Origin of the sequence: Novosphingobium sp. KA1, from assembly GCF_017309955.1 — a bacterium.
In the GTDB taxonomy this organism is placed as follows: Bacteria; Pseudomonadota; Alphaproteobacteria; order Sphingomonadales; family Sphingomonadaceae; genus Novosphingobium.
In genome coordinates, this window is sequence record NZ_CP021247.1 from 3,708,685 (window position 1) to 3,728,092 (window position 19,408).

General features: G+C 64.7%; 18 protein-coding genes and 1 pseudogene. 10 read left to right on the top strand and 9 right to left on the bottom strand.

Features of this window, described 5'->3' with window-relative positions; all coding sequences use genetic code 11:
• The first annotated feature begins 235 nt into the window (after positions 1–235).
• Together CA833_RS17745 and CA833_RS17750 are read left to right on the top strand one after the other, a co-directional pair.
• Positions 236–2,605, top strand: a complete 2,370-nt coding sequence (locus CA833_RS17745; protein ID WP_207078810.1) for a TonB-dependent siderophore receptor — start codon at positions 236–238, stop codon at positions 2,603–2,605.
• Positions 2,606–2,719: 114 nt separating this feature from the next.
• Entirely contained in the window at positions 2,720–3,400 is a 681-nt protein-coding gene (locus CA833_RS17750) for a Fe2+-dependent dioxygenase (protein WP_142632895.1), read from the top strand.
• A 30-nt stretch (positions 3,401–3,430) separates the two neighbouring features.
• Here CA833_RS17750 and CA833_RS17755 read toward each other — a convergent pair whose 3' ends face one another.
• The gene (locus tag CA833_RS17755) at positions 3,431–4,117 is read right to left on the bottom strand and encodes a pentapeptide repeat-containing protein (protein ID WP_207078811.1); all 687 of its coding nucleotides are present in this window, start codon (positions 4,115–4,117) and stop codon (positions 3,431–3,433) included.
• Between the two features lie 206 nt (positions 4,118–4,323).
• Between CA833_RS17755 and CA833_RS17760 the strand changes: the two genes are divergently transcribed.
• Both CA833_RS17760 and CA833_RS27190 read left to right on the top strand, forming a co-directional pair.
• Positions 4,324–4,959: a hypothetical protein gene (locus CA833_RS17760; RefSeq protein ID WP_207078812.1), complete on the top strand. Its 636-nt coding sequence runs from the start codon at positions 4,324–4,326 to the stop codon at positions 4,957–4,959.
• 19 nt (positions 4,960–4,978) lie between these two features.
• A complete protein-coding gene (locus CA833_RS27190; RefSeq protein WP_255535844.1) occupies positions 4,979–5,110 on the top strand; it encodes a hypothetical protein in 132 nt (43 codons plus the stop codon).
• A gap of 63 nt (positions 5,111–5,173) precedes the next feature.
• Here CA833_RS27190 and CA833_RS17765 read toward each other — a convergent pair whose 3' ends face one another.
• Genes CA833_RS17765 through CA833_RS17785 form a run of 5 tightly spaced genes read right to left on the bottom strand, consistent with a single transcriptional unit; the run spans position 5,174 to position 9,388 of the window.
• On the bottom strand, positions 5,174–5,953 hold the full coding sequence (locus CA833_RS17765) for a sulfite exporter TauE/SafE family protein (RefSeq protein ID WP_207078813.1): 780 nt from the start codon (positions 5,951–5,953) through the stop codon (positions 5,174–5,176).
• A gap of 15 nt (positions 5,954–5,968) precedes the next feature.
• Complete coding sequence (locus CA833_RS17770; RefSeq protein WP_207078814.1) at positions 5,969–7,519, bottom strand: bifunctional protein tyrosine phosphatase family protein/NAD(P)/FAD-dependent oxidoreductase; 1,551 nt, start codon at positions 7,517–7,519, stop codon at positions 5,969–5,971.
• 32 nt (positions 7,520–7,551) lie between these two features.
• Entirely contained in the window at positions 7,552–7,971 is a 420-nt protein-coding gene (locus tag CA833_RS17775; RefSeq protein WP_370584584.1) for a DUF6691 family protein, read from the bottom strand.
• Complete coding sequence (locus CA833_RS17780) at positions 7,965–8,417, bottom strand: YeeE/YedE family protein (protein ID WP_207078816.1); 453 nt, start codon at positions 8,415–8,417, stop codon at positions 7,965–7,967. The genes CA833_RS17775 and CA833_RS17780 overlap by 7 nt, the downstream gene beginning before the upstream one ends.
• A 29-nt stretch (positions 8,418–8,446) precedes the next feature.
• Positions 8,447–9,388: an MBL fold metallo-hydrolase gene (locus CA833_RS17785; RefSeq protein ID WP_370584532.1), complete on the bottom strand. Its 942-nt coding sequence runs from the start codon at positions 9,386–9,388 to the stop codon at positions 8,447–8,449.
• A 79-nt stretch (positions 9,389–9,467) separates the two neighbouring features.
• On the opposite strand from CA833_RS17785, the gene CA833_RS17790 reads away from it, so the two are divergent.
• Together CA833_RS17790 and CA833_RS17795 are read left to right on the top strand one after the other, a co-directional pair.
• Positions 9,468–10,127 (top strand): peroxiredoxin, encoded by a 660-nt coding sequence (locus tag CA833_RS17790; protein ID WP_207078817.1) that lies wholly within the window; start codon positions 9,468–9,470, stop codon positions 10,125–10,127.
• Positions 10,124–10,495 carry a helix-turn-helix transcriptional regulator gene (locus tag CA833_RS17795; RefSeq protein ID WP_207078818.1) on the top strand — a complete coding sequence of 124 codons (372 nt, stop codon included), beginning with the start codon at positions 10,124–10,126 and terminating at the stop codon, positions 10,493–10,495. Before CA833_RS17790 ends, CA833_RS17795 begins: the two co-directional genes overlap by 4 nt.
• A 95-nt stretch (positions 10,496–10,590) precedes the next feature.
• Here CA833_RS17795 and CA833_RS17800 read toward each other — a convergent pair whose 3' ends face one another.
• A complete protein-coding gene (locus CA833_RS17800) occupies positions 10,591–11,223 on the bottom strand; it encodes a hypothetical protein (RefSeq protein WP_242526183.1) in 633 nt (210 codons plus the stop codon).
• A gap of 144 nt (positions 11,224–11,367) precedes the next feature.
• On the opposite strand from CA833_RS17800, the pseudogene CA833_RS17805 reads away from it, so the two are divergent.
• Positions 11,368–12,661: pseudogene (locus tag CA833_RS17805) on the top strand (IS110 family transposase).
• Between the two features lie 133 nt (positions 12,662–12,794).
• On the opposite strand, the gene CA833_RS17810 reads toward CA833_RS17805, so the two are convergent.
• Positions 12,795–13,769 carry a sulfatase-like hydrolase/transferase gene (locus CA833_RS17810; RefSeq protein WP_242526184.1) on the bottom strand — a complete coding sequence of 325 codons (975 nt, stop codon included), beginning with the start codon at positions 13,767–13,769 and terminating at the stop codon, positions 12,795–12,797.
• A 316-nt stretch (positions 13,770–14,085) separates the two neighbouring features.
• Between CA833_RS17810 and CA833_RS17815 the strand changes: the two genes are divergently transcribed.
• Together CA833_RS17815 and CA833_RS17820 are read left to right on the top strand one after the other, a co-directional pair.
• A complete protein-coding gene (locus CA833_RS17815) occupies positions 14,086–15,771 on the top strand; it encodes a mechanosensitive ion channel family protein (protein WP_207078819.1) in 1,686 nt (561 codons plus the stop codon).
• A gap of 144 nt (positions 15,772–15,915) precedes the next feature.
• Positions 15,916–16,695, top strand: a complete 780-nt coding sequence (locus CA833_RS17820) for a hypothetical protein (RefSeq protein ID WP_207078820.1) — start codon at positions 15,916–15,918, stop codon at positions 16,693–16,695.
• Here the strand turns inward: CA833_RS17820 and CA833_RS17825 are convergent.
• A protein-coding gene (locus CA833_RS17825; RefSeq protein WP_207078821.1) for an IS3 family transposase occupies positions 16,687–17,855 on the bottom strand; the annotation gives its coding sequence in 2 pieces (ribosomal slippage) (positions 16,687–17,594 and positions 17,594–17,855; 1,170 coding nt in all). The two genes, CA833_RS17820 and CA833_RS17825, sit on opposite strands and share 9 nt — an antisense overlap.
• 195 nt (positions 17,856–18,050) lie before the next feature.
• Between CA833_RS17825 and CA833_RS17830 the strand changes: the two genes are divergently transcribed.
• The gene (locus CA833_RS17830) at positions 18,051–18,896 is read left to right on the top strand and encodes a hypothetical protein (protein WP_207078822.1); all 846 of its coding nucleotides are present in this window, start codon (positions 18,051–18,053) and stop codon (positions 18,894–18,896) included.
• Positions 18,897–19,408: the final 512 nt, after the last annotated feature.

Here is a 19,408-nt window from a genome sequence, read left to right on the forward strand (position 1 = left end):
AAAACCGCCGTGGTAGCGGCCCATCATCGACACCCGCCGCCGCGGCATCCTGGTCCGCTGGATCGCCGTGCTGGTGCCGCAAGCGTCGCCGCCGGGCCGGGATGAGTCCACGCCGCATAGCGGCCCTCCCGTCCTGAAATATTTCAGCCTCATCCCTGCAATCTCATCTTGCGAATGAGAATGACTCTCATTAACAGCACGCCCTCAGGGAACTTCGAACACCACGAGGGGAATCATGTCCAAGAAGCCTTCGCCGGCGGCTGCGCGCCGCTCATTTCTGGCGCTTACCTGCCTTGCGCCCGCATTGGTGCCCGCGCTGGCCCACGCCGATACGGCGCCATCCGATAACGGGCAGGTGCTTGGCGGCGTGACCGTCAGCGATACCGCGATCGACACGCAGCCCGGCCGCACGCTGGAGTCCCCCAAGCGCACGCGCCCGGTCCGAGATACGCCGCAGACGATCACCGTGCTTGGCAAGGAAGTGATCGAACAGCAGAACCTGCTGACCCTGCGCGATGTCCTCTCGACCGTCCCGGGCATCACCTTCGGTGCCGGCGAAGGCGGCGGCGGTTATGGCGACAGCATCAATTTCCGCGGCTACAGCGCCAACAACGACATCACCGTCGACGGCGTGCGCGACAGCGCCCAGTACACCCGTTCCGACCCGTTCAACCTCGAACAGATCGAAGTGACCAACGGCGCGAACTCGGTAATGTCCGGCGCAGGCTCGGTGGGCGGCAACATCAATCTCGTCACCAAGCGCCCCAAGGCGGATGACGAGATGATTGTCACCGGCGGGGTTGGCACCGACAATTATTATCGCGCCACCGCCGACCTCAACAAGCGCGTCAACGACCTCGTCGCCGTCCGCCTCAATGCGATGTGGCACCGCAACGACGTGCCCGGCCGCGATGTCGAGGACTACAAGCGCTGGGGCCTCGCCCCCTCGGTCACCATCGGCATCGACGGCCCGACCCGCCTGACGCTCCAGTACCTCCACCAGGAGGACACCAATATTCCGCAGTACGGCCTGCCCTATTACCAGACCGCCACGAACGCCGGCATGGTGCCGGGCGTGCATCGCAGCGACTACTTCGGCTATCGCAACGTCGACAAACAGAAGATCAACGTCGACCAGCTGACCGCAACCTTCGAGCATGATTTCAGCGACGCGGTGTCGATCCGCAACCTGGCGCGCTGGCAGGACGTGACGCAGTTCTCGCGCGTCGATCCGCCCCAGGGCACCTATTGCCTGTCGAGCGGCGTCACGCCCGCGGGTGCCGCCTGCCCCGCCACGGTTCCGGCCGGTTACTACCTGCCCTCCGGCCCGCGCGGCAACACGCGTGACAGCGGCAACCAGCTGCTGTTCGATCAGGTCGACCTGACGGCGAAGTTCAACACCGGCGCGATCGAGCACACCGTCGACGTCGGCGCCGCCGCAACCTGGGAAAAGTACGACCTGTTCTCGGGCAGCTCGCTGCGCAATGCGGACGGCACCGCCTATTACACCGCCTACCCGCTGATGAATATCGACAACCCGAATGCCGTCATCACCGGCCCTGCGGGCTTCACCTATGGCAGCAACGTCTACACCGGCGCGCTGAACTTCATCCGCACGGCCCACCAGATGGGCGAGCAGACCAATGTCGCCGCCTACCTGTTCGACACGATGAAGCTGGGCAAGTTCGAACTGAACGCCGGCGCCCGCATCGAGCGCAACAGCGGCACCTATCGCAGCGACACGATCTCGGCGGTGCCCGCAACGCTGGGAGAAGTGACCCCGGGCACGCAGTTCAAGAACGCCGACACGCTGTTCTCCTACCGCGTCGGCCTTGTCTACAAGCCGGTCGAGACCGTCAGCCTCTATGCCGCCTACGGCAACTCGCGCACCCCGTCGAAGGCCTCGGTCAACGGCTCGTGCACGGCGGCAACCTGCAACATTTCCCCGGAAACCGCGACGAACTACGAGATCGGCGCCAAGGCCGAACTGTTCGACGGCGGACTGCTGCTCACCGCCTCGGCCTTCCGCAACGAGCGCGACAAGTACGCCGTCGCCTCGAACGACCCGACGGTAGTCGACCAGCAGCTTGACGGGCATTCGCGCGTTGACGGCATTGCCCTCGGGGCAACCGGCAAGATCACGCCGAACTGGTCGGTCACCGCCAACTACACCTACCTCAAGAGCAAGCTGGTGCAGTCGGTGTCGGACTTCTGCCTTGCCAATCCCGGCCAGGGCACCTGCACCAACACGGTGGCCGTTCCCAACCCCGGCGGCGGTTCGGACCTGACTCAGACGCCGAAGAACTCGGCCAGCCTGTTCACCACCTATCGCCTGCCATTCGGCCTGACGATCGGTTATAGCGCCACCTACCAGGGCTCGTTCGCGCTCAATACCCCCACGGCGACCTCGGCGGTCGTCTATCGCTCGGACGACTACCTGATCCACAACGCCTATCTCTCGTACGAGTTCACGCCGAACCTCTCGGCGCAGCTCAACGTCAAGAACATCGGCGACAAGCTCTACTTCCAGCGCGTCCGCAACAACGGCTGGGCGACCCCGGGCGATGCGCGTTCGGCGGTGCTGACCCTGACCGCGAAGATGTAACCTTCTCCCAACGGCCCGGCGGATGCCCTCTCCAGTGCGTCCGCCGGGTTTCTTTCGCGGCAATTCTTGACCGCGATCATTGTCAGGCCCTGATTATTGGGCAAGAGACGCTGCATGGTCATCGAAATTCCGGAACTGTTCCGCCCCGAAGAAGTGCGCGAACTGCGCGCCGCCCTCGAAACGGCGGACTGGGCGGACGGGCGCGCCACGGCCGGGCACCGCGCTGCCCGCGTCAAGGACAACGAACAGCTCCCGCTGGACCATCCGCTGGCCAGGGAACTGGCCGAGCGCGTGCAGACGCGTCTTTACCAGACCCCGCTGTTCATCGCCGCCGCCCTGCCCCAGCGTGTGCTGCAACCGCGCTTCTCGCGCTATGACGGACGCGGCCACTACGGCAATCACGTCGACAACGCGATTTTCCCGATCCCCGGCACCGGCGAGCATCTGCGCAGCGATGTCTCTAGCACCCTCTTCCTCAGCGATCCCGACGAATACGACGGCGGCGAACTGGTGATCGAAGACATGTTCGGCACCCACACGGTCAAGTTGCCGGCCGGCCACATGATCGTCTACCCCGGCAGCAGCCTGCACCGCGTCACCCCGGTCACGCGCGGCGTGCGCTTCGTCTCGTTCTTCTGGACCCAGAGCTTTGTCGCCTCCCCCGAACGACGGCGGCTGCTGCTCGAACTCGACGGCGCCATCCAGTCGGTGGCAACCGACCATCCCGAACATGGGTCCATCGATACGCTGACACAGGTCTACCACAACCTGCTGCGACAGTGGTCGGTGACCTGAAAACCCAGCCGGCATCGGCAGGCCGCTTGCTCACAGAACCCGAAGTCCCAGCTGCGACAATAACTCGGCGGCCTGCACACGCGAAATGACCGCACCGCGAAACAACCGCGCGTCCATCAGTTCCACGCCGCCAAGGTCAGCGCCGCGCAAGTCGGCCTGCTCGAAGCGGCAGCCGTCGAGCGAGGCATTGCGCAGCGAGGAATCCTCGAACACCGCCATCCGGAAATCGCACTTGCGCAGATCGGCCTCGGAAAAATCGACCTGCCGGAACGTGCTTTTGCGGAACGCCATGCCGGGCAGACGGGCATAAGCCAGCAGCGCCTCCTCCAGCACGACGCCCAGCATGCCGGCATCGGTGAAGTCCGCGCCCGTCAGCTTGCAGCGCTGCAAACGCGCCGAAGTGAGCTTCGCACGCCGGAACGAGGCATTGTTGAAATCGCCGCCCGTCACGACGGCTTCGTCGAGGTCGGCCCCGACAAACGAGGCTTCCCCGCCGCGGCACTGGAGAAACTGGGCCCCGCCAAGCCGCGCCCCGTCGAAGCGGGCACGGCGCAGCGAGCAGCGCTTGAACACCACCTCGCTCAAGTCGAGATCATGGAAATCGCCTTCATCCAGCGTGCACTCCACCAGCACACGCCCGCCGGCAGGCTCTGCGAGATCGGCCCGCCTGATCTCGAGGCCACAAATCGTTGCGCTGCTTTCCGCCGGATCGTTCATCCCGCCTCTATGAACACCGCGCCGTAGCGACACAACGCCCCCGATGCAGTGCGGAACTTGTCCCGGCCGCCTAGCCCACCGGATAATGCTGTGTTAGGCGCAGGCCAAGCCGGCAGGATGCTTTCCGTGTCCCACAGACTTTGGCGAATTCACAAGGCGTCACCGACATCGAGCGATTGCGACCCTCCCCGCCATCCCGCCAGGCCGTGCCTGCCGCGTCTTCTGACGCGATTTCCACATCGCATCGAACCCTGTCGACCGGCTGCGCGTTCTGGACCGCGCATGCAGCCCTGCCCGGCACGGTCTCCCGGCAGGGCTCTGCGGTACTGGCGCGCCTGAACAGCAATCGCCTGCGCGAACTCGATGGCTTCCTGAGCCATCTTATTGCCGACATTCTCTCCGCTGCCGGGGTTCCGCAGCCCGAAGCCCCCAAAGCCCTGCGCGAGACGAGCACCTTGCGCCGGCTGCGCACGGCCGAACGGCTGTTCGGACTGGACCTCGGCGCCGAACCTCGGCTGATCGCCGCGCAGCGGGCCGCCGCGGCGCTGCGGCGCCCGTTCGGGACGTTCTGCAAGGAGCGCCTCCGCCAGGATCTGTGCCGTGCCGCCGACCTGCCGGAAACATGGGCCGGCAACGGCCCCTGCCAGCTCGATGAAACGACGATCCGAGCGCTATGCGGATTCTACCGATCGCTGGGGGATGTCCTCGTCGATGCACTGGCGCGCCGCGGCGACATGTCCGGAAATGACACGGACGCCGGTCCTGCCGCTGAACGAATTACCTGTGAAACGACGTCACGCAATGATAGCATTTTCAGGGAATCGGGAGCTCGTCGCTCCTGATCTGACCGAGGGGCACGCCATGCAAGCAGATCTGCTGACGCTCGAAGCTCTCATCACCGGCACCGCGATGGTCCTGCTGATGTTCGGACGCATGGCCGTCACCACCAGGCGCGCCGCCATGGTAAGGGCGCGAAGCCGGAAAATCGCCTGAGGGGAAATCCGGCGTCCGCCGTTCTGGCCTAACCAAGACCCGGTTCCGCAAACCCCGGCACCGTCACCCTGCCCAGCCACCGCTGCGATAGAGCGTGTAGGCCGCCACGACAAAGATCAGCGCGGAAAACACCACTGTAAGCGCCCCGCTGCCCGACAGGCGCCTGGCGAGCACGGTACCGCCAAGACCGCCCAGCACGCCTCCGGCAATGAACACCGCCGCCAGCGTCCAGTCAACGAGGCCGGACAGCGCATAGTTGAACGCCGTCGTCAGTCCGAAGGCCGTCACCGCGACAAGACTGGTACCCACCGCGTTGATCATCGGCATGCGGGTAGAGGCGACCAGCCCCGGTACGATCAGGAAACCTCCACCGATCCCGAAGAAGCCCGAAAAGGCTCCGGTTCCAAGGCCGAATGCAAGGACTTTGGGGGCATTTTCGCGGTTGCACTGAGCGCCGGGAACACCGCGATTGCCGCGCCCCCGCAGCATCAGGACGCCGACGACCACCATCAGCAGGGCAAAGGCGAAGAGCAGCTTCTGCCCGTCGATCGCCTTGCCCAGCGTCGATCCGGCAAAGGCACCGAGCACGCCCGCCACCGCGTATAACCCGCCGCAGCGCCATTTTACCGTGCCCGCACGCGCATGTTGCAGCAATCCGCTGGCAGCATTGGCGGCAACGGCCAGCGCACTGGTGCCGATGGCCACGTGCGGACTGGGCACACCGACGAGGTAGACCATCAGCGGCACCGCAAGGATCGAACCGCCGCCGCCAACGAGGCCCAGGGTAAATCCGACCAGCGCGCCCGACACCATGCCGAGCGCGAGATGAAGCATGTCCAGCATGGCAGGCTCCCCGAACTACTGCAGCGGTACCGGCTGCACGAGCCATTCGCGGCCCTTGAGCATACCGTGCCAGTAGATCGCCGGAAGTGCGTCCGCCTTGAGATGCCAGGCCAGGCGCGAAGGCCGCTTGCCCTCGATCAGCCAGGTCGGCAACGTTGGCGCGAGCTTGCCGCCGTAAGCGAATTCGGCAAGGACGATATGGCCGCGGTCTACCGTCAGCGGGCACGAACCGTAGCCGTCGTATCCAGCAAGCGGCGCCTCGCCGTCGAGAACCGCCAGTGCGTTGACCGCCACGACCGGGGCCTGCTTGCGCGCGGCTGCGGCGGTCTTGGCATTGGCGGTGTTGCAACCATCGCCCAATGCAAAGATCTCCGGATAACGCACGTGGCGCAATGTCGCAGGATCGACTTGCGCATAACCGCCAGCATCGGCGAGCGGACTGGCCGCAACAATCGCGTTGGCCGCTTGCGGGGGAACCGCATGCAGCATGTCGAAGCGGCGGGTGACTTCGCCCTCGGCGGTGCGGAACGTCGCTTCCCGCGCCGGGCCATCGACCGCAACGAGGTTGGAACCGAACCTCAGGTCGATGCCGTAGCCTTGCACCGCCTCCATCAGCGCCGGCACATAATCGGCCACACCGAACAGCGCAGTCCCGGCATTGTGGAATTCCACCTCGATGCCGCCCAGCACGCCGCTGCGGCGCCACTCGCTGCACGAGAGGTACATGGCCTTTTGCGGCGCCCCCGCGCACTTGATCGGCATCGGCGGCTGCGTGAACAGCGCCCTTCCCCCGCGCATCGCCCGCACCAGTTCCCAGGTGTAAGGCGCCAGATCGTAGCGGTAGTTCGAGGTCACTCCGAACTGGCCGAGTGCAGCCTCCAGACCGTCGACGGCTTCCCATGCCAGCCGATTGCCCATGGCAACGATCAGCACTTCGTAGGTCAGCCGGGTCCCGTCATCGAGCAGGATCGCCTTGCGATCGGGGTCAAAGCCGATGCAGCCCGCATGAAGCCAGTGCGCGCCCTTCGGCATGATCTTGCCGGTAGGCCGCACGGTGTCGCGCGGCTTGAACACGCCGCCACCGACCATCGTCCAGCCCGGCTGGTAATAGTGCTCCTCGCGTGGCTCGACGACGGCGATATCCAGGCCCTTGCGGCGCTTGAGCAACGAGGCGGTGGTGGCGATTCCCGCCGACCCTCCGCCGACGACCACCACGCGGTGATGCCGTTCATGCCGGAAGCCGAGCGCCTGCCGCGCGACCTGCTCCGCGCGGTTGCCGCTGCGGCACCAGGCCAGCACCGGCCCCGGCATCTCGCCAAGAGCCCGCGCGAATGCCTCGGCCTGATCGGCTGCGCTCACCTGACCGCCGATCGGCAAATGCCGCGCCGCAAGTCCGGCCTGCGCGGCGGCGGCGGCAAGTTCGGCCCAGGTCGGCTGGCCTGCCTCCTCGCCATCCGGGCGATTGCCGATCACCGCCCTGAACCCCAGTTCGGCGATGCGCGCCATATCCTCGGGCCGGGGCTGGTCGCAGATGGAAAGGTCGGGGGACAGTGTGCGGATCTGCATGGGGGGCTTGTTCCTTGAGGTAACGGAGGGCGTCAGGCCCGATCGAACAGGCGCAGGGCAATCATGCCGAACACCATGCCGGTGACAAAAACGGCTGCAGGCAGCGGGTTCAGCGCCAGCGAGGCGAGAGCCGGTCCGGGACACAGCCCGCCGAGCCCCCAGCCGATCCCGAACAGTGCGGCACCGCCCACGAGGCGGGCATCGATGAGGCGTGTTCCGGGCAGCTCGAAGCGCTCGGCCGCCACCGGCTTGAGCATGCGCCTCTGCAGCCCCCAGGCCAGCGCCATCACGATGAGCGCTCCGCCCATGACAAAGGCCAGCGTCGGATCCCAGGCCCCGCCGACATCGAGGAACCCGCGTACCCGCGAAGGGTCCATCATGCCCGAAAGCGCAAGGCCGGCACCGAACAGCGTGCCCGACAGCAGGGCAAGGAGCGGTCGCGCGCTCACCAGCCTGCTCCCGCGAGATTGACCAGCGCGACCGTGGCCATGCCGCTGGCCATGAATGTCGCGGTGGCGAGCAGCGAACGCGGCGAAAGTCGCGACATGCCGCAGACGCCGTGGCCACTGGTACAGCCGCTTCCCAGCCTTGTGCCGATCCCGGTGATGAGGCCAGCCACGCCGAGCAACGCCAGCGATGGCGGGAAATGCGCCGGAACCGGCCCCAGGAGCATGGAGAGCAGCAAGGCGCCCAAAGGCAAGCCCGCAATGAACGATGCCGCGATCGACCAGGGTGTGGCGCCGCCCAGCGCCAACGTGCGACCGAGCAGCCCGCTGACACCGGCGATGCGCCCGTTGCCAAGCAGCATGATCGCTGCGGCCAGCCCGATAAGACCGCCGCCGGCAAGCCCGCGCAGCGGCGCGGCATGGGGAAATATCTCGGAAAACATAGGGATCATCGCAAGTCTCCCGTCAGTGCCCAGGGCAATCAGACCGCATTGACCGGCAGCTTGAGATACGTGACCCCATTGGCCTCCGGCGCCGGAAAATGCCCCGCGCGCATGTTCACCTGCACTGCGGGAAGGATCAGCGCCGGCATCGACAGTCCGGCATCGCGCGCCGTGCGCATGGCGACAAAGGCCTCCTGCGAGACCCCGTCATGGACATGGACGTTTCCCTTGCGCTGCGCCGCGACCGTGGTTTCCCAGGCGTAAGCATCCCGCCCCGGCGCCTTGTAGTCATGGCACAGGAACAGGCGTGTTTCCGCGGGGAGCGAAAGCAGGCGCCGGATCGAACGATAGAGCTGGCCGGCATCGCCACCGGGAAAGTCGGCGCGGGCGGTGCCATAGTCCGGCATGAACAGGGTATCGCCAACAAACACGGCGTCACCGATCACATAGGCCATGTCCGCAGGCGTGTGGCCGGGCACGTGGAGCGCCATGGCCTCCAGCCCGCCGATCCGGAAAGATTCGCCGTCGGTGAAGAGATGATCGAACTGCGAACCATCCCGCACGAAGTCGCCATCGGCGTTGAACAAGGTTCCGAAAACCTGCTGCACGCGCACGATCTCGGCTCCGATGGCAATCCGCCCGCCCAGCCGCTGCTGCAGATATGGGGCGGCCGAGATATGATCGGCATGGGCATGCGTTTCCAGCAGCCACGATACTTTCAGATTATTGCAAGTAATGTAGTCGACCACGCGTTCCGCCGAGGCATGGCGCGTGCGCCCGGATGCCGCATCGAAATCCAGCACAGAATCGATCACGGCCGCCTCTCGCGTCGCGGCATCATGCACCACGTAAGTCACCGTATAGGTGGTTTCGTCAAAGAATGCGGCAATCTCCGGGCGCGGAGCATCGCCGCGCCGGGCCGCCTCGACAAGCACACCGCCCTCCCTCAGCGCGGGATCAGCAGGAACGGACTCGATCACGACTCATCTCCTTAGTTGCCACTTTATGTAATTATGAATGTTTCTTGCGTCAAGACGCCGGTGCGGATAGGCTCGCTGCATGGACGACCTCGATACCGCTCTCGCTCCGCCGACCCCGACCACCGCGACCGCCCTTCGCATCGGCGACCGGGCGCCCAACTTCCACGCCCGCTCCACCGCCGGCCCGGTCGAAATGGCGGCCTATGCGGGCCGCTGGCTGGTGTTCTTCTCGCATCCGGCGGACTTCACGCCGGTCTGCACCTCGGAGTTCATCGCCTTCGCCAAGGCGGCAGACCGTTTCGCGGAGCTGGACTGCGACCTGCTCGCGCTCTCGGTCGACAGCTTATATTCGCACTTTGCATGGGTGCGCGCCATCCGCGACCGCTTCGGCATCGAAGTGCGCTTTCCGATCGTCGAGGATCCGACACTGGTGGTCGGCCAGGCTTACGGCATGGTGGCACGCGATGCGCATGATGCCGGGGCGGTCCGCAGCGTCTTCGTGATCGATCCCCGGCAGGTGGTGCGCGCGATCATCACGTACCCCGTCGAGATCGGACGTTCGGTGGCGGAGATCCTGCGGGTGGTGGCCGCCCTGCAGGCCGCGGACGCCGGCAGCGGGTTCCCGCCCGAAGGCTGGCAACCCGGCGAAGCCCTGCTGGTCCGGCCTGACCCGACGCTCGACAGCGTGTTCGCGGCAGAGGAACCCACCCGCTGGTTCCTCGAAGAGACGCGAGGATGACCGTGACCGGACCGGAACCCGCCACGATCGAGCTGCTCAAGGCCATCGCCCATCCGCTGCGCTATGCGATCCTCGGCTGCCTCGGACAGGGCGAATGCAATGTCGGTGAAATCGAGACAAGGACCGGCATCGGCCAGCCAGCCCTGTCGCAGCAACTGTCCGTGCTGCGACAGGCAGGCCTTGTCGCCACCCGGCGCGAGGCACGGCTGGTGTTCTACTCGGTCGCCCCCGCCGCGCTCGATGCGCTTTGCACCAGCCTCAAGTTCCTGCTGATGCCCGAGGGACAAATGGCCCGGACGGAGGCCCGGCCCGACGCTTCGCCCCCCGCGAACCTCGGCGGTGCCGCGACGTTCGCGCGGCTTGGCTAGGTCGTAGACGCATAAACGGCCCAGGCCGCACATGCGTTTGAGGGCCGTGCACCGATCATGGTGCCCGGCCCCCGCAACGTCATCGGGTCACGCGGTCAGTCGTGGCCCTTGCTCATGAACTGTTCGACCACGTTGGACATGTCGAAGCTCTTGCCGCCCTGCACCGGCGGGTACTTGGCGAGCGTCATGAGATGCTCCTTCATCATCTCGCCCATCGGCCCGGTCTGCCACGACACCTTCTGGATCAGGTGACCGTAGGAATCCGAGCTATCGTAGCTTTCGAAGGGATCCATGCGGATGTTGAAGACCAGCGGCTTGGAGCGGCCGGTGATCGTGCCGTAGTAGTCCTCGGCGGTCGAGAAGTGCCACTTCCACGGCCCCATGCGCATCGCGGTGAGCTTGGATTCATTGTAGTGGAACACGTGGTTGCGTGCCGATTCCTCGGCATCGCCCTTCCAGTAGGGAAGGTTGTTGACGCCGTCGATGTACTGCTGCTTTTCCGCCAGTATCTTCTCGTTGACGTCCTCGACACCGGCAGCCACCGCGAGCGTGGTGAACATGTCCTGGTGGCACTGGATGCCGTTCTTGAGCTGCAGCGGCTCGATCACGCCCGGCCACTTGAGCATCGAGATCACGCGAACGCCGCCTTCGTAGGTGGTCATCTTCTCGCCGCGCCACGGGGTGGTGGCGCCATGCGGCCAGGACGAATGCTCGGGGCCGTAGCACATTGGGAAGCAAGCTCTGGAATGGCCGGATTGCCTTGATGATGACAAGGGCGCGTAGCGCCCGCAGGCTTCATCAAGGCGGTCATGAACGCCCAGCAGGGCTCTAAAGTGAGGTTGTCGAGACGACACTTTGGAGGCTGACCGATCATGACCAAACTCTCTTCTACACCCGCCGGCGCCGTACTGGTAGCAATCGATATGGCCAAGAATCGGCAAGAGGTGCTCATCGAGCGCCCCGAGGGCGGACGACGCAGGCGCATGACGGTGCTCGCGACCAAGACGGACTATGATGCTCTGGCAGACCAACTCGCCGCCATCGGAAGGCCCATCGTGGTCGGCTTCGAAGCGACAGGCAACTACCATCGGACCCTTGCGCATCGGCTGCTCACTGCAGGGTTCGAGCTACGGCTCATCTCGTCGGTGGCTTTGGCGCGGACGCGGGAGGCGTTGCATAATAGCTGGGACAAGAACGACCCTAAGGACGCGCAGGTCATCCTGCACATGCTGCAGATCGGCGCCACCCAGCGCTATGTCGACCCGCTCGCTGTCGGAATCAACGATCTGCAGGAGTTATCCAAGACGCACGAGGTCGTCTCCAAGATGAAGACGCAAACCTGGCATCGCATATTGACCCACTACCTCCCGCTCTATTTTCCCGAGATCGCCCACTTTGCGGGCAATAGCAGGTCAGATTGGTTCTTGGCGCTCCTCGAGCGATTTCCGACCCCAGCCATTATAACCTCGCTTGATCGTGAAGCCTTCTCTACCGAGGTATGGCCACTGATCGGGCGCAAGGTCTCCAAAGCGAGGCTGATCAACGATATTTATGAGACTGCGCGCGCTTCGGCAGCGTTGCCGGTGCCAGAGGACTCCGCGGCGATCACCATGTTCCGTATGGTCATTGCGCAGGGACGAAGTCTCATCCAGCAGCGCGACGAGATTGAGCGGCTTGCCCATCTCAAGCTCGCCGATCACGTTGACTACCAGTTGCTGCGCAAAATTCCCGGCATCGGTCCGATCAATGCACTGACGATCCTGGCAGAGGCAGGCGATCTACGTCGCTTCAGCCATCACCGCCAATTCCTGAAATTCTGTGGTCTGGATCTCGCGACCTGCCAATCAGGCACTTTCCGCGGCCGCACCAAGCTATCCAAGTACGGCAACGCACGATTGCGCCGGACCTTCTGGATGGCTGCCCAAATTGCCGCGCGGCAGCGCGACAACAGCTTCCGCGACAAGCTCGGACGATATACCGCCGGGCACGCGGACGATGCCGATCGCCGCCGCAAGGCGATGACGGCGCTCACCGCCAAGATGGCGCGCGTGGCTCACGCGGTCGTCAAGACGGGGACAGAGTACCGGCCGTTCATTGAACGGTCGGATGCCAGGTGGAAGGACCCCTCTCTGTAAGGGCCATGAGGGCGCGAAAGCGACCCTGTAGATAATGTTCGGGCCTTCCACCTGGGTGCGTATCTCGTTCTAAGGACGGTGAGGACCACGGCCGCCTCGGCGCCGCTGGATCCTGTGTTTGCTATGGCAGGGAGCGATCCCGTTGACGGTGGAAGCCATCTGGCTCAGAATGCAGGCCGCGCCGATCGTTGTCGACGCGAAGAGACCTGCTGGCCAAATCGCGCCATTGCTTCGCGACCCAGGACGTTGTCCGTCGAGTACCAGACGATGGTATCTTCCTCGAGGCCGTTCTCCTTGAGGAAGTCCAGCACGATGCCGATGTCATGGTCGTGCTGCATCATGCCCGAGCCATGCAGATCGCTCTCCGAGGTATACTTCTCGGCCGCGTAACGCCACTTGTCGTTGAGGCGGGTGTAGAGGTGCATGCGGCTGGTGTTGAGCCAGACGAAGAAGGGCTCGTCGGCATCCTTGGCGTTCTTCATGAACTCGAGCGCGGGCGGAATGAATTCCTTCTCGTCGATCTCGTGCATGCGTTCCTGGTGGAGCGGGCCGGTGTCGACGATCTTCTGCTTGCCCACCTTGCCGAAACGCGGATCCTCGGTGGGATCGTCGACATCGGTGGCCCAGGAATGGATCACGCCGCGGGCGCCGAACTTCTTCTCGTACTCTTCCAGGCTACCGGAATAGGCCTTGGCGAAGTTCTGGTAGTCGCGCTGCTCGTCCTCTTCCGACACGTTGAGGTGGTAGAGGTTGCCGAAGAACTCGTCGAAACCATGGTTGGTCGGCAAGTGCTCGTTGCGATCGCCAAGGTGGCTCTTGCCGAAGTGGCCGGTGCGGTAGCCCGCTGCCTTCATCACTTCCGCAAGGCAGGGCGAGGCAGGCTGAAGGCCCAGCGGCTCGCCCGGCTGGCCGACCGTCACCATGCCCGAACGGATCGGGTACTGGCCGGTGATGAACGAGGCGCGCCCCGCAGTGCACGAGGGCTGGGCATAGTGGTCGGTGAACCGAATCCCGGCATAGCCGATGCTGTCGATGTTGGGCGTGGTGTAGCCCATCGTGCCGAGGCCATAGGCACTGATGTTCTGCCAACCGATGTCGTCACCCCAGATTACGAGGATATTGGGTCTCTTCGCCGGCATTGCTTCCTCCGTGGAATGGGTTGGAGGAAACTGGGACTTCATCGCCAAGGCCGGTATCGGCATTTACCCCGATGGAAGGGGGATTCTTCCCCCACTCGCCCCCTCGTTCAGCCACATCCCGCGCGCGGGTAAATCCGCAATATACCGATGGCTTTCAGGCGGATAGTTTTCGCCTCCTAGCGCGAAAAACGGGTTCGCAGCCGAAGCCGCCCGCCCCCGCGCAGGCCATGGAGCAGGCGCGCCGCCAACTGCCGCACGGCAGGCATCGAATGGACGATGGGCGGAGCAACCCTGACGATTTCGCGAGTCATCAGGCATGGGATTTGGGACCGACAATCGAAAGACAACCTGGGGCAAGTCGATCCGGCTCGCCCTTGCTGCGGGGCTGCTGGGCCTGTCCGGCGCCCAGGCCCTGGCCGAAGACAAGCCGAAAGACGAACCCACCGAAGCCGCCTCGCCCCCGTCCGATCCGCTGGAGCGCGAGAATCCGCGCAACATGCAGATCGGCATGATGGCCGCGATCGGCGCACAGGACGATGCTCTGCTCGCCCGTTACATCGAGACCGGCATCGAGACCGGCAAGGCCTCGCCCGAACAGGCCGCCGAGCAAGCGCGGCAATTCCGCCTGCTGCTGGACAAGGCCGGGTCCATCGCGCAGCGGCTGGCGCTGCCACTCGCCGCGGAAGGCGCGCTCGACGACGGCCTGCCTCCCGACGAGGAAAAGATCGGCAACCTGACAGCGGGCGGCGAAGAGATCCCGATCATCGCCAGACGCACCGAGGACGACGAAGGCCGCAAGATCTGGCGCGTATCGGCGCAAACGCTGGCGCAGGCACTCGCCGCCGAGCCGCCGCCGCCCGCAGCCGAAGAAAGTCCGGTCGACGAAAGCCAGCGCAAGCTGGTCGTTCTGGGCGCGCCGCTGTCCAGCTGGGTCCTGCTGCTGGGCGTGGGGCTGACGATCTTTGCAGCCGTGGTCCTGCTGTTCAGGATCCTCTACCACCGCCTTGCGCAGCAGTCGGAGGACGGCAAGCCGCACCCGGTCGCCGCGATCATCTATGCCATGGTTCCGCCGGCCACGCTGATGGCGATCTACCAGACGATCTCCACCAATGCCGAACCACTGGGCATGGGCCTTGCCGAACGCGCGGCCATTGCCCGGCTGTCCGGCATCGTCGTCTGGGCCGGTGCGACATGGCTGGCCTGGCGGCTGGTCGCCGTCGCTGGCGATTTCATTTCCGACCGCTTCCGCGCCACCGGCCATGCCCAGCGCATCGGCATGACCGGCTTCATCATCCGATCGATCCGCCTGCTCATACTGGCCATCGCCATCGCCGCATTCCTGGCGACTTTCGGCATCGACGTCACCGCGGGCCTCGCCGCGCTCGGGATCGGCGGTCTTGCCTTCGCCCTGGGCGCCCGGCAGGCGGTGGAGGACCTCATCGGCGGCATTGCCTTGCTGCTGGACCGGCCGGTCCAGGTCGGGGACCTGTGCCGCATCGACGGTGAGGTCGGCCGGGTGGACGAGATCGGCTTGCGCTCCACCCGCATCCGCACCCGCGACCGTACGATCCTGACGATCCCCAACAGCCAGCTTTCCGACAGCAAGATCGAAAACCTGGAAAAGCGCGACCGCTTTTTCGTCAGCCAGAAAGTCGGCGTATCCTATTCCGCCGGAGCGGAGGGCCTCGCCCGCGCGCTTGAAGTGCTGCGCAGCACCCTGACCGAGGATCCGCATTATATTCCCAGCATCTGCCCCATCCGGCTACTGGGCTTCACCGACGGCTGTTTCGAGATCGAAATTCACGCTCACTTGCGCTGCCCCAGCCATTCGGAAGGCTTCCTGCGTCAGGAAGCCCTGATGCTGGCGGTATTGCGAGCATTCGAGCGCGAAGGGCTGGAAATCGCCGTTCCCGGCCGCCGCCTGACCATGGAGCCGGACAGTGCCCGCGCCGCATCGGGTTTTCCCGGATTTCCCCCGACGCCAAATCCGGGAAAACCCTGATAAATTACCGCCCGTCGTGGCTGTACATTTCACCAGTCGACCAACGTGCGAAGGACGACCTCCATGGTGTTTTCCCATTACCGGCAGACGGGGCGGTCCAGTGTCGCGCGATTATCCGCAAGGTCGGAAAACAGGGAGCCTTTCATGAACATAGCTGCGCCGAGAAGGCAGGAACGTACGGCTCATCCAGGCGCTCATGGAGGACTGGCGGCAGCGGCCGTGCTGCTCGGCCTCACCTGGGCGCCCGCCCTCTGCGAGGCGCAGACACTGGACAACGACTACTGGATTTCCGCACAGGGTTATTACCCAAGCGTGGACACGAATGTCCGGGTTTCCTCCAAGACGGCCGAGACGGTCGGCACCGATATCGACTTCGAGAAGGACCTGGACCTCGACAAGCGGGACGTTCTGCCCGCCGTCAGCGCGGGCGCGCGCTTCGGCCATGTGATTGTCGGTTTCGATTTCTTCAAGCTGAAGCGCAGCGGTTCGATCGCCCTGCAGCGCGACATCACCTTCGACGACACCGTCTATCCCGCCTCGGCCCAGCTCGACAGCAGCTTCGACAGCGACATCTATCGCCTGACGGTGGGATATGCCTTTGTCCAGCAGGACAACCTTGAACTCGGCGCCGCGATCGGTCTGCACGCCACGCGCTTCAACCTGGCCCTGTCCGGCGAGGTCAACGTGGGTGAAGGATCCGTCCAGGCCGAACAGCGCCGCAAGGACTTCCTCGCCCCGATCCCGACCGTGGGCCTCTTCGGCACCTATCGCATCGCGCCCCGCCTCGAGGCGAGCGCGCGCATCGATTACCTCTCGCTGAAGATCGACCAGTACGACGGCCGGCTGATCAATGCGCAGGCGGGCGTGAACTACAGCATCCTTGATCGGCCCCCACCGAGTGGTCCGGGTTATTTGTTAGTGTAAGATTGCCTCCGGCGCCATGGCCGGCCGCAGGTGGAGCGAAGCGGAACCGGAGGGCGGCCATGGCGGCGTCGCTGCTTCCGGGGCCGGCGGCCGGTAGCCCAGCGAGCTGTGCGGCCTGACAGTGTTGTAGTGCCGCCGCCAAGCCTCGATCAGGATCTTAGCCTCGGCCAGGGTGTAGAAGATCTCACCGTTGAGTAGCTCGTCACGCATCGAGCCGTTGAAGGACTCGCAGTAGCCATTTTCCCACGGGCTGCCGGGGGTGATGTAGAGCGTCTTCACACCGATCCTGCCCAGCCATTCTTGCACGGCATTGGCGATAAATTCGGGGCCATTGTCCGACCGTATATGCGCAGGCGGCCCACGCGTGACGAACAGATCGGCCAGCGCCGCCAGCACATCCTCGCTCCTGAGCCGTCGCGCGACCGGCAAGGCCAGGCACTCCCGACTGGCCTCGTCGATGATCGACAAGATGCGGAACTTGCGACCATCATGCGTGCGGCCCTCGACGAAGTCGTAGGACCACACGTGCCCCGGATATTCGGGCCGCAGCCGGATGCACGATCCGTCATGGAGCCAGAGCCTTCCGCGCTTCGGCTGCTTTTGCGGCACCTTGAGCCCCTCGCGGCGCCAGATGCGCTCGACCCGCTTACGGTTCACATGCCACCCCGCATCGCGCAGCAGGGCGGTCACCCGGCGATAGCCGTAACGACCATATTGCCGGGCGAGAGCGATGATGTCCTCCGTCAGTGCGGCTTCGTCATCCGCCCCGCGTGGCGCCTTGCGCTGCGTCGATCGATGTTGCCCGAGCACACGGCACACCCGCCGCTCGGAGACAGCCATGATCCCTCGGATGTGATCGACACAGCGGCGGCGTCTGGCGGGGCTCAATAGTTTCCCCGCGCCGCCTCCTGCAGAATCATTTTATCGAGCGTCAGATCCGACACCGCCTGCCGCAGCCGGGCGTTCTCTCGCTCGAGATCCTTCATCCGCCGTGCCTGATCCATCTTCAGCCCGCCGTACTCCTTGCGCCAGCGGTAATAGCTCTGTTCGGTGACGCCGATCCGCCGGCAGGCGTCGGCCACCGTCCCGCCCTGCGCCAACACGATCTCCGCCTCACGCAGCTTGCCGATGATCTCCTCCGGCTTGTGCTTCCGAGCCATTCCATTCCTCCTTCGTGGTCAAGACTACGATAGTCGATGGGCCACTCAGAAGGGGGCAGATCACCCTATCGAAATCGCGCGCATCGCTTCCGATGCAGTTCGGTTCCGGACCGCGCCACCTAGGGGTTTATACCGATATGTCGGATCAGCCCCCGCTGCCACCATCACGCGGTTGAACGCAAATCGGAGAGTTTCATGGCGCAAGTCGGCAATTGGCTACTCAGCGCTCCATTGGCGCTGATCGGGCTGGTCCTTTACGGCGCCATGATCATTGCGGCCTTCGCCGGCTGGCGCCTACGCGTGCGCAATGGCGTCGCCGATGCCAGCCGCTCGCATAACGAAGAAGGCTACATCGTCTCCTCGGTGATGGGCCTGCTCGCGCTTCTGGTCGGCTTCACCTTCTCGCTCTCGATCGATCGTTTCGACGCACGCAGACAAATGGTGCTTGCCGAATCCAACGCGATCGGAACGACGTATCTTCGCACCCAGTTGCTGCCCGAACCCCATCGTACCCGGCTCAGCGTTCTCCTGCGGGACTATACCGACAATCGAATCGTACTGGCCCGTGAAGCGCGCAGCGCCGTGCCAAGCCAGGCCCTGAACCGCAGCGACCAGCTCGTCATCGATCTCTGGAAAGCCACCGTCGTCGCGTTCCCCGCGATGGACGGCCGCCCGCTGTCGAGCGCCTACATCAGTTCGATGAACGAGATGATCGACATGGACGCCGCCCGGCAGCAATCCCGCCGCTCGCATGTGCCGCTGGAAGTGTTCCTGATGCTGATCGTCTATCAGGTCATCGCCGCAGCCGTCCTCGGCTATGTCCTGGCCGGACGCCGCGGCAGAACGACGGCCGCACTTCTATTGGTGCTGTTCGGAGGCACCTTGCTGCTGGTGATCGACATCGACCGTCCGATGTCCGGCGGCATCACCGAGGACCAGCGCCCGATGCTTCAACTCCAGCAGATGATGCATGCCCAGCCCGCCGGCAGTTTCGGCCCGCCACCGCCCGTACCCGGCAAAGCGCCCGCACCATCGGATTGATCGCCGCGCGAAGATCACTCCCGCACCTCCTGGTGCGCCGGCGCAAGACCAAAGTGCCAGTCGCGGTGCCGCCAAGTGCGCCGCTGCGGCAAGCGCTTGAGCGCACACGGGCGCGATAGGCAGCAGAGAGCAGGTCGCGGCCTGACACCATCCTCGCTACCGAACGGGGAACGCAGCGGGCCGAATCAGGCTTCCGCGTCTCGCCATCGCAGGCGCAACCGTTCCGGAAATCGCGGCGATCAACGGCCACAGCCTGAAGGAGGTCGGGACCATCCTCGACGCCCATTACATGCACCGTGATCCGACACTGGGCCAAGCGGCCATCAGAAAGCTGGAGGGGAGAGCAATTTCTCCCAACTAAACGCCCAACTGCCTCGGGCGCGCCCATGTTCAATCAGGGAAAAATGCTGAAAAAACAGGTGGAGGAGGGACTCGAACCCCCGACACGCGGATTATGATTCCCGATTAACCATCTGATATTGCCATCTTTTCTCGTAAAATACGAGAAATTT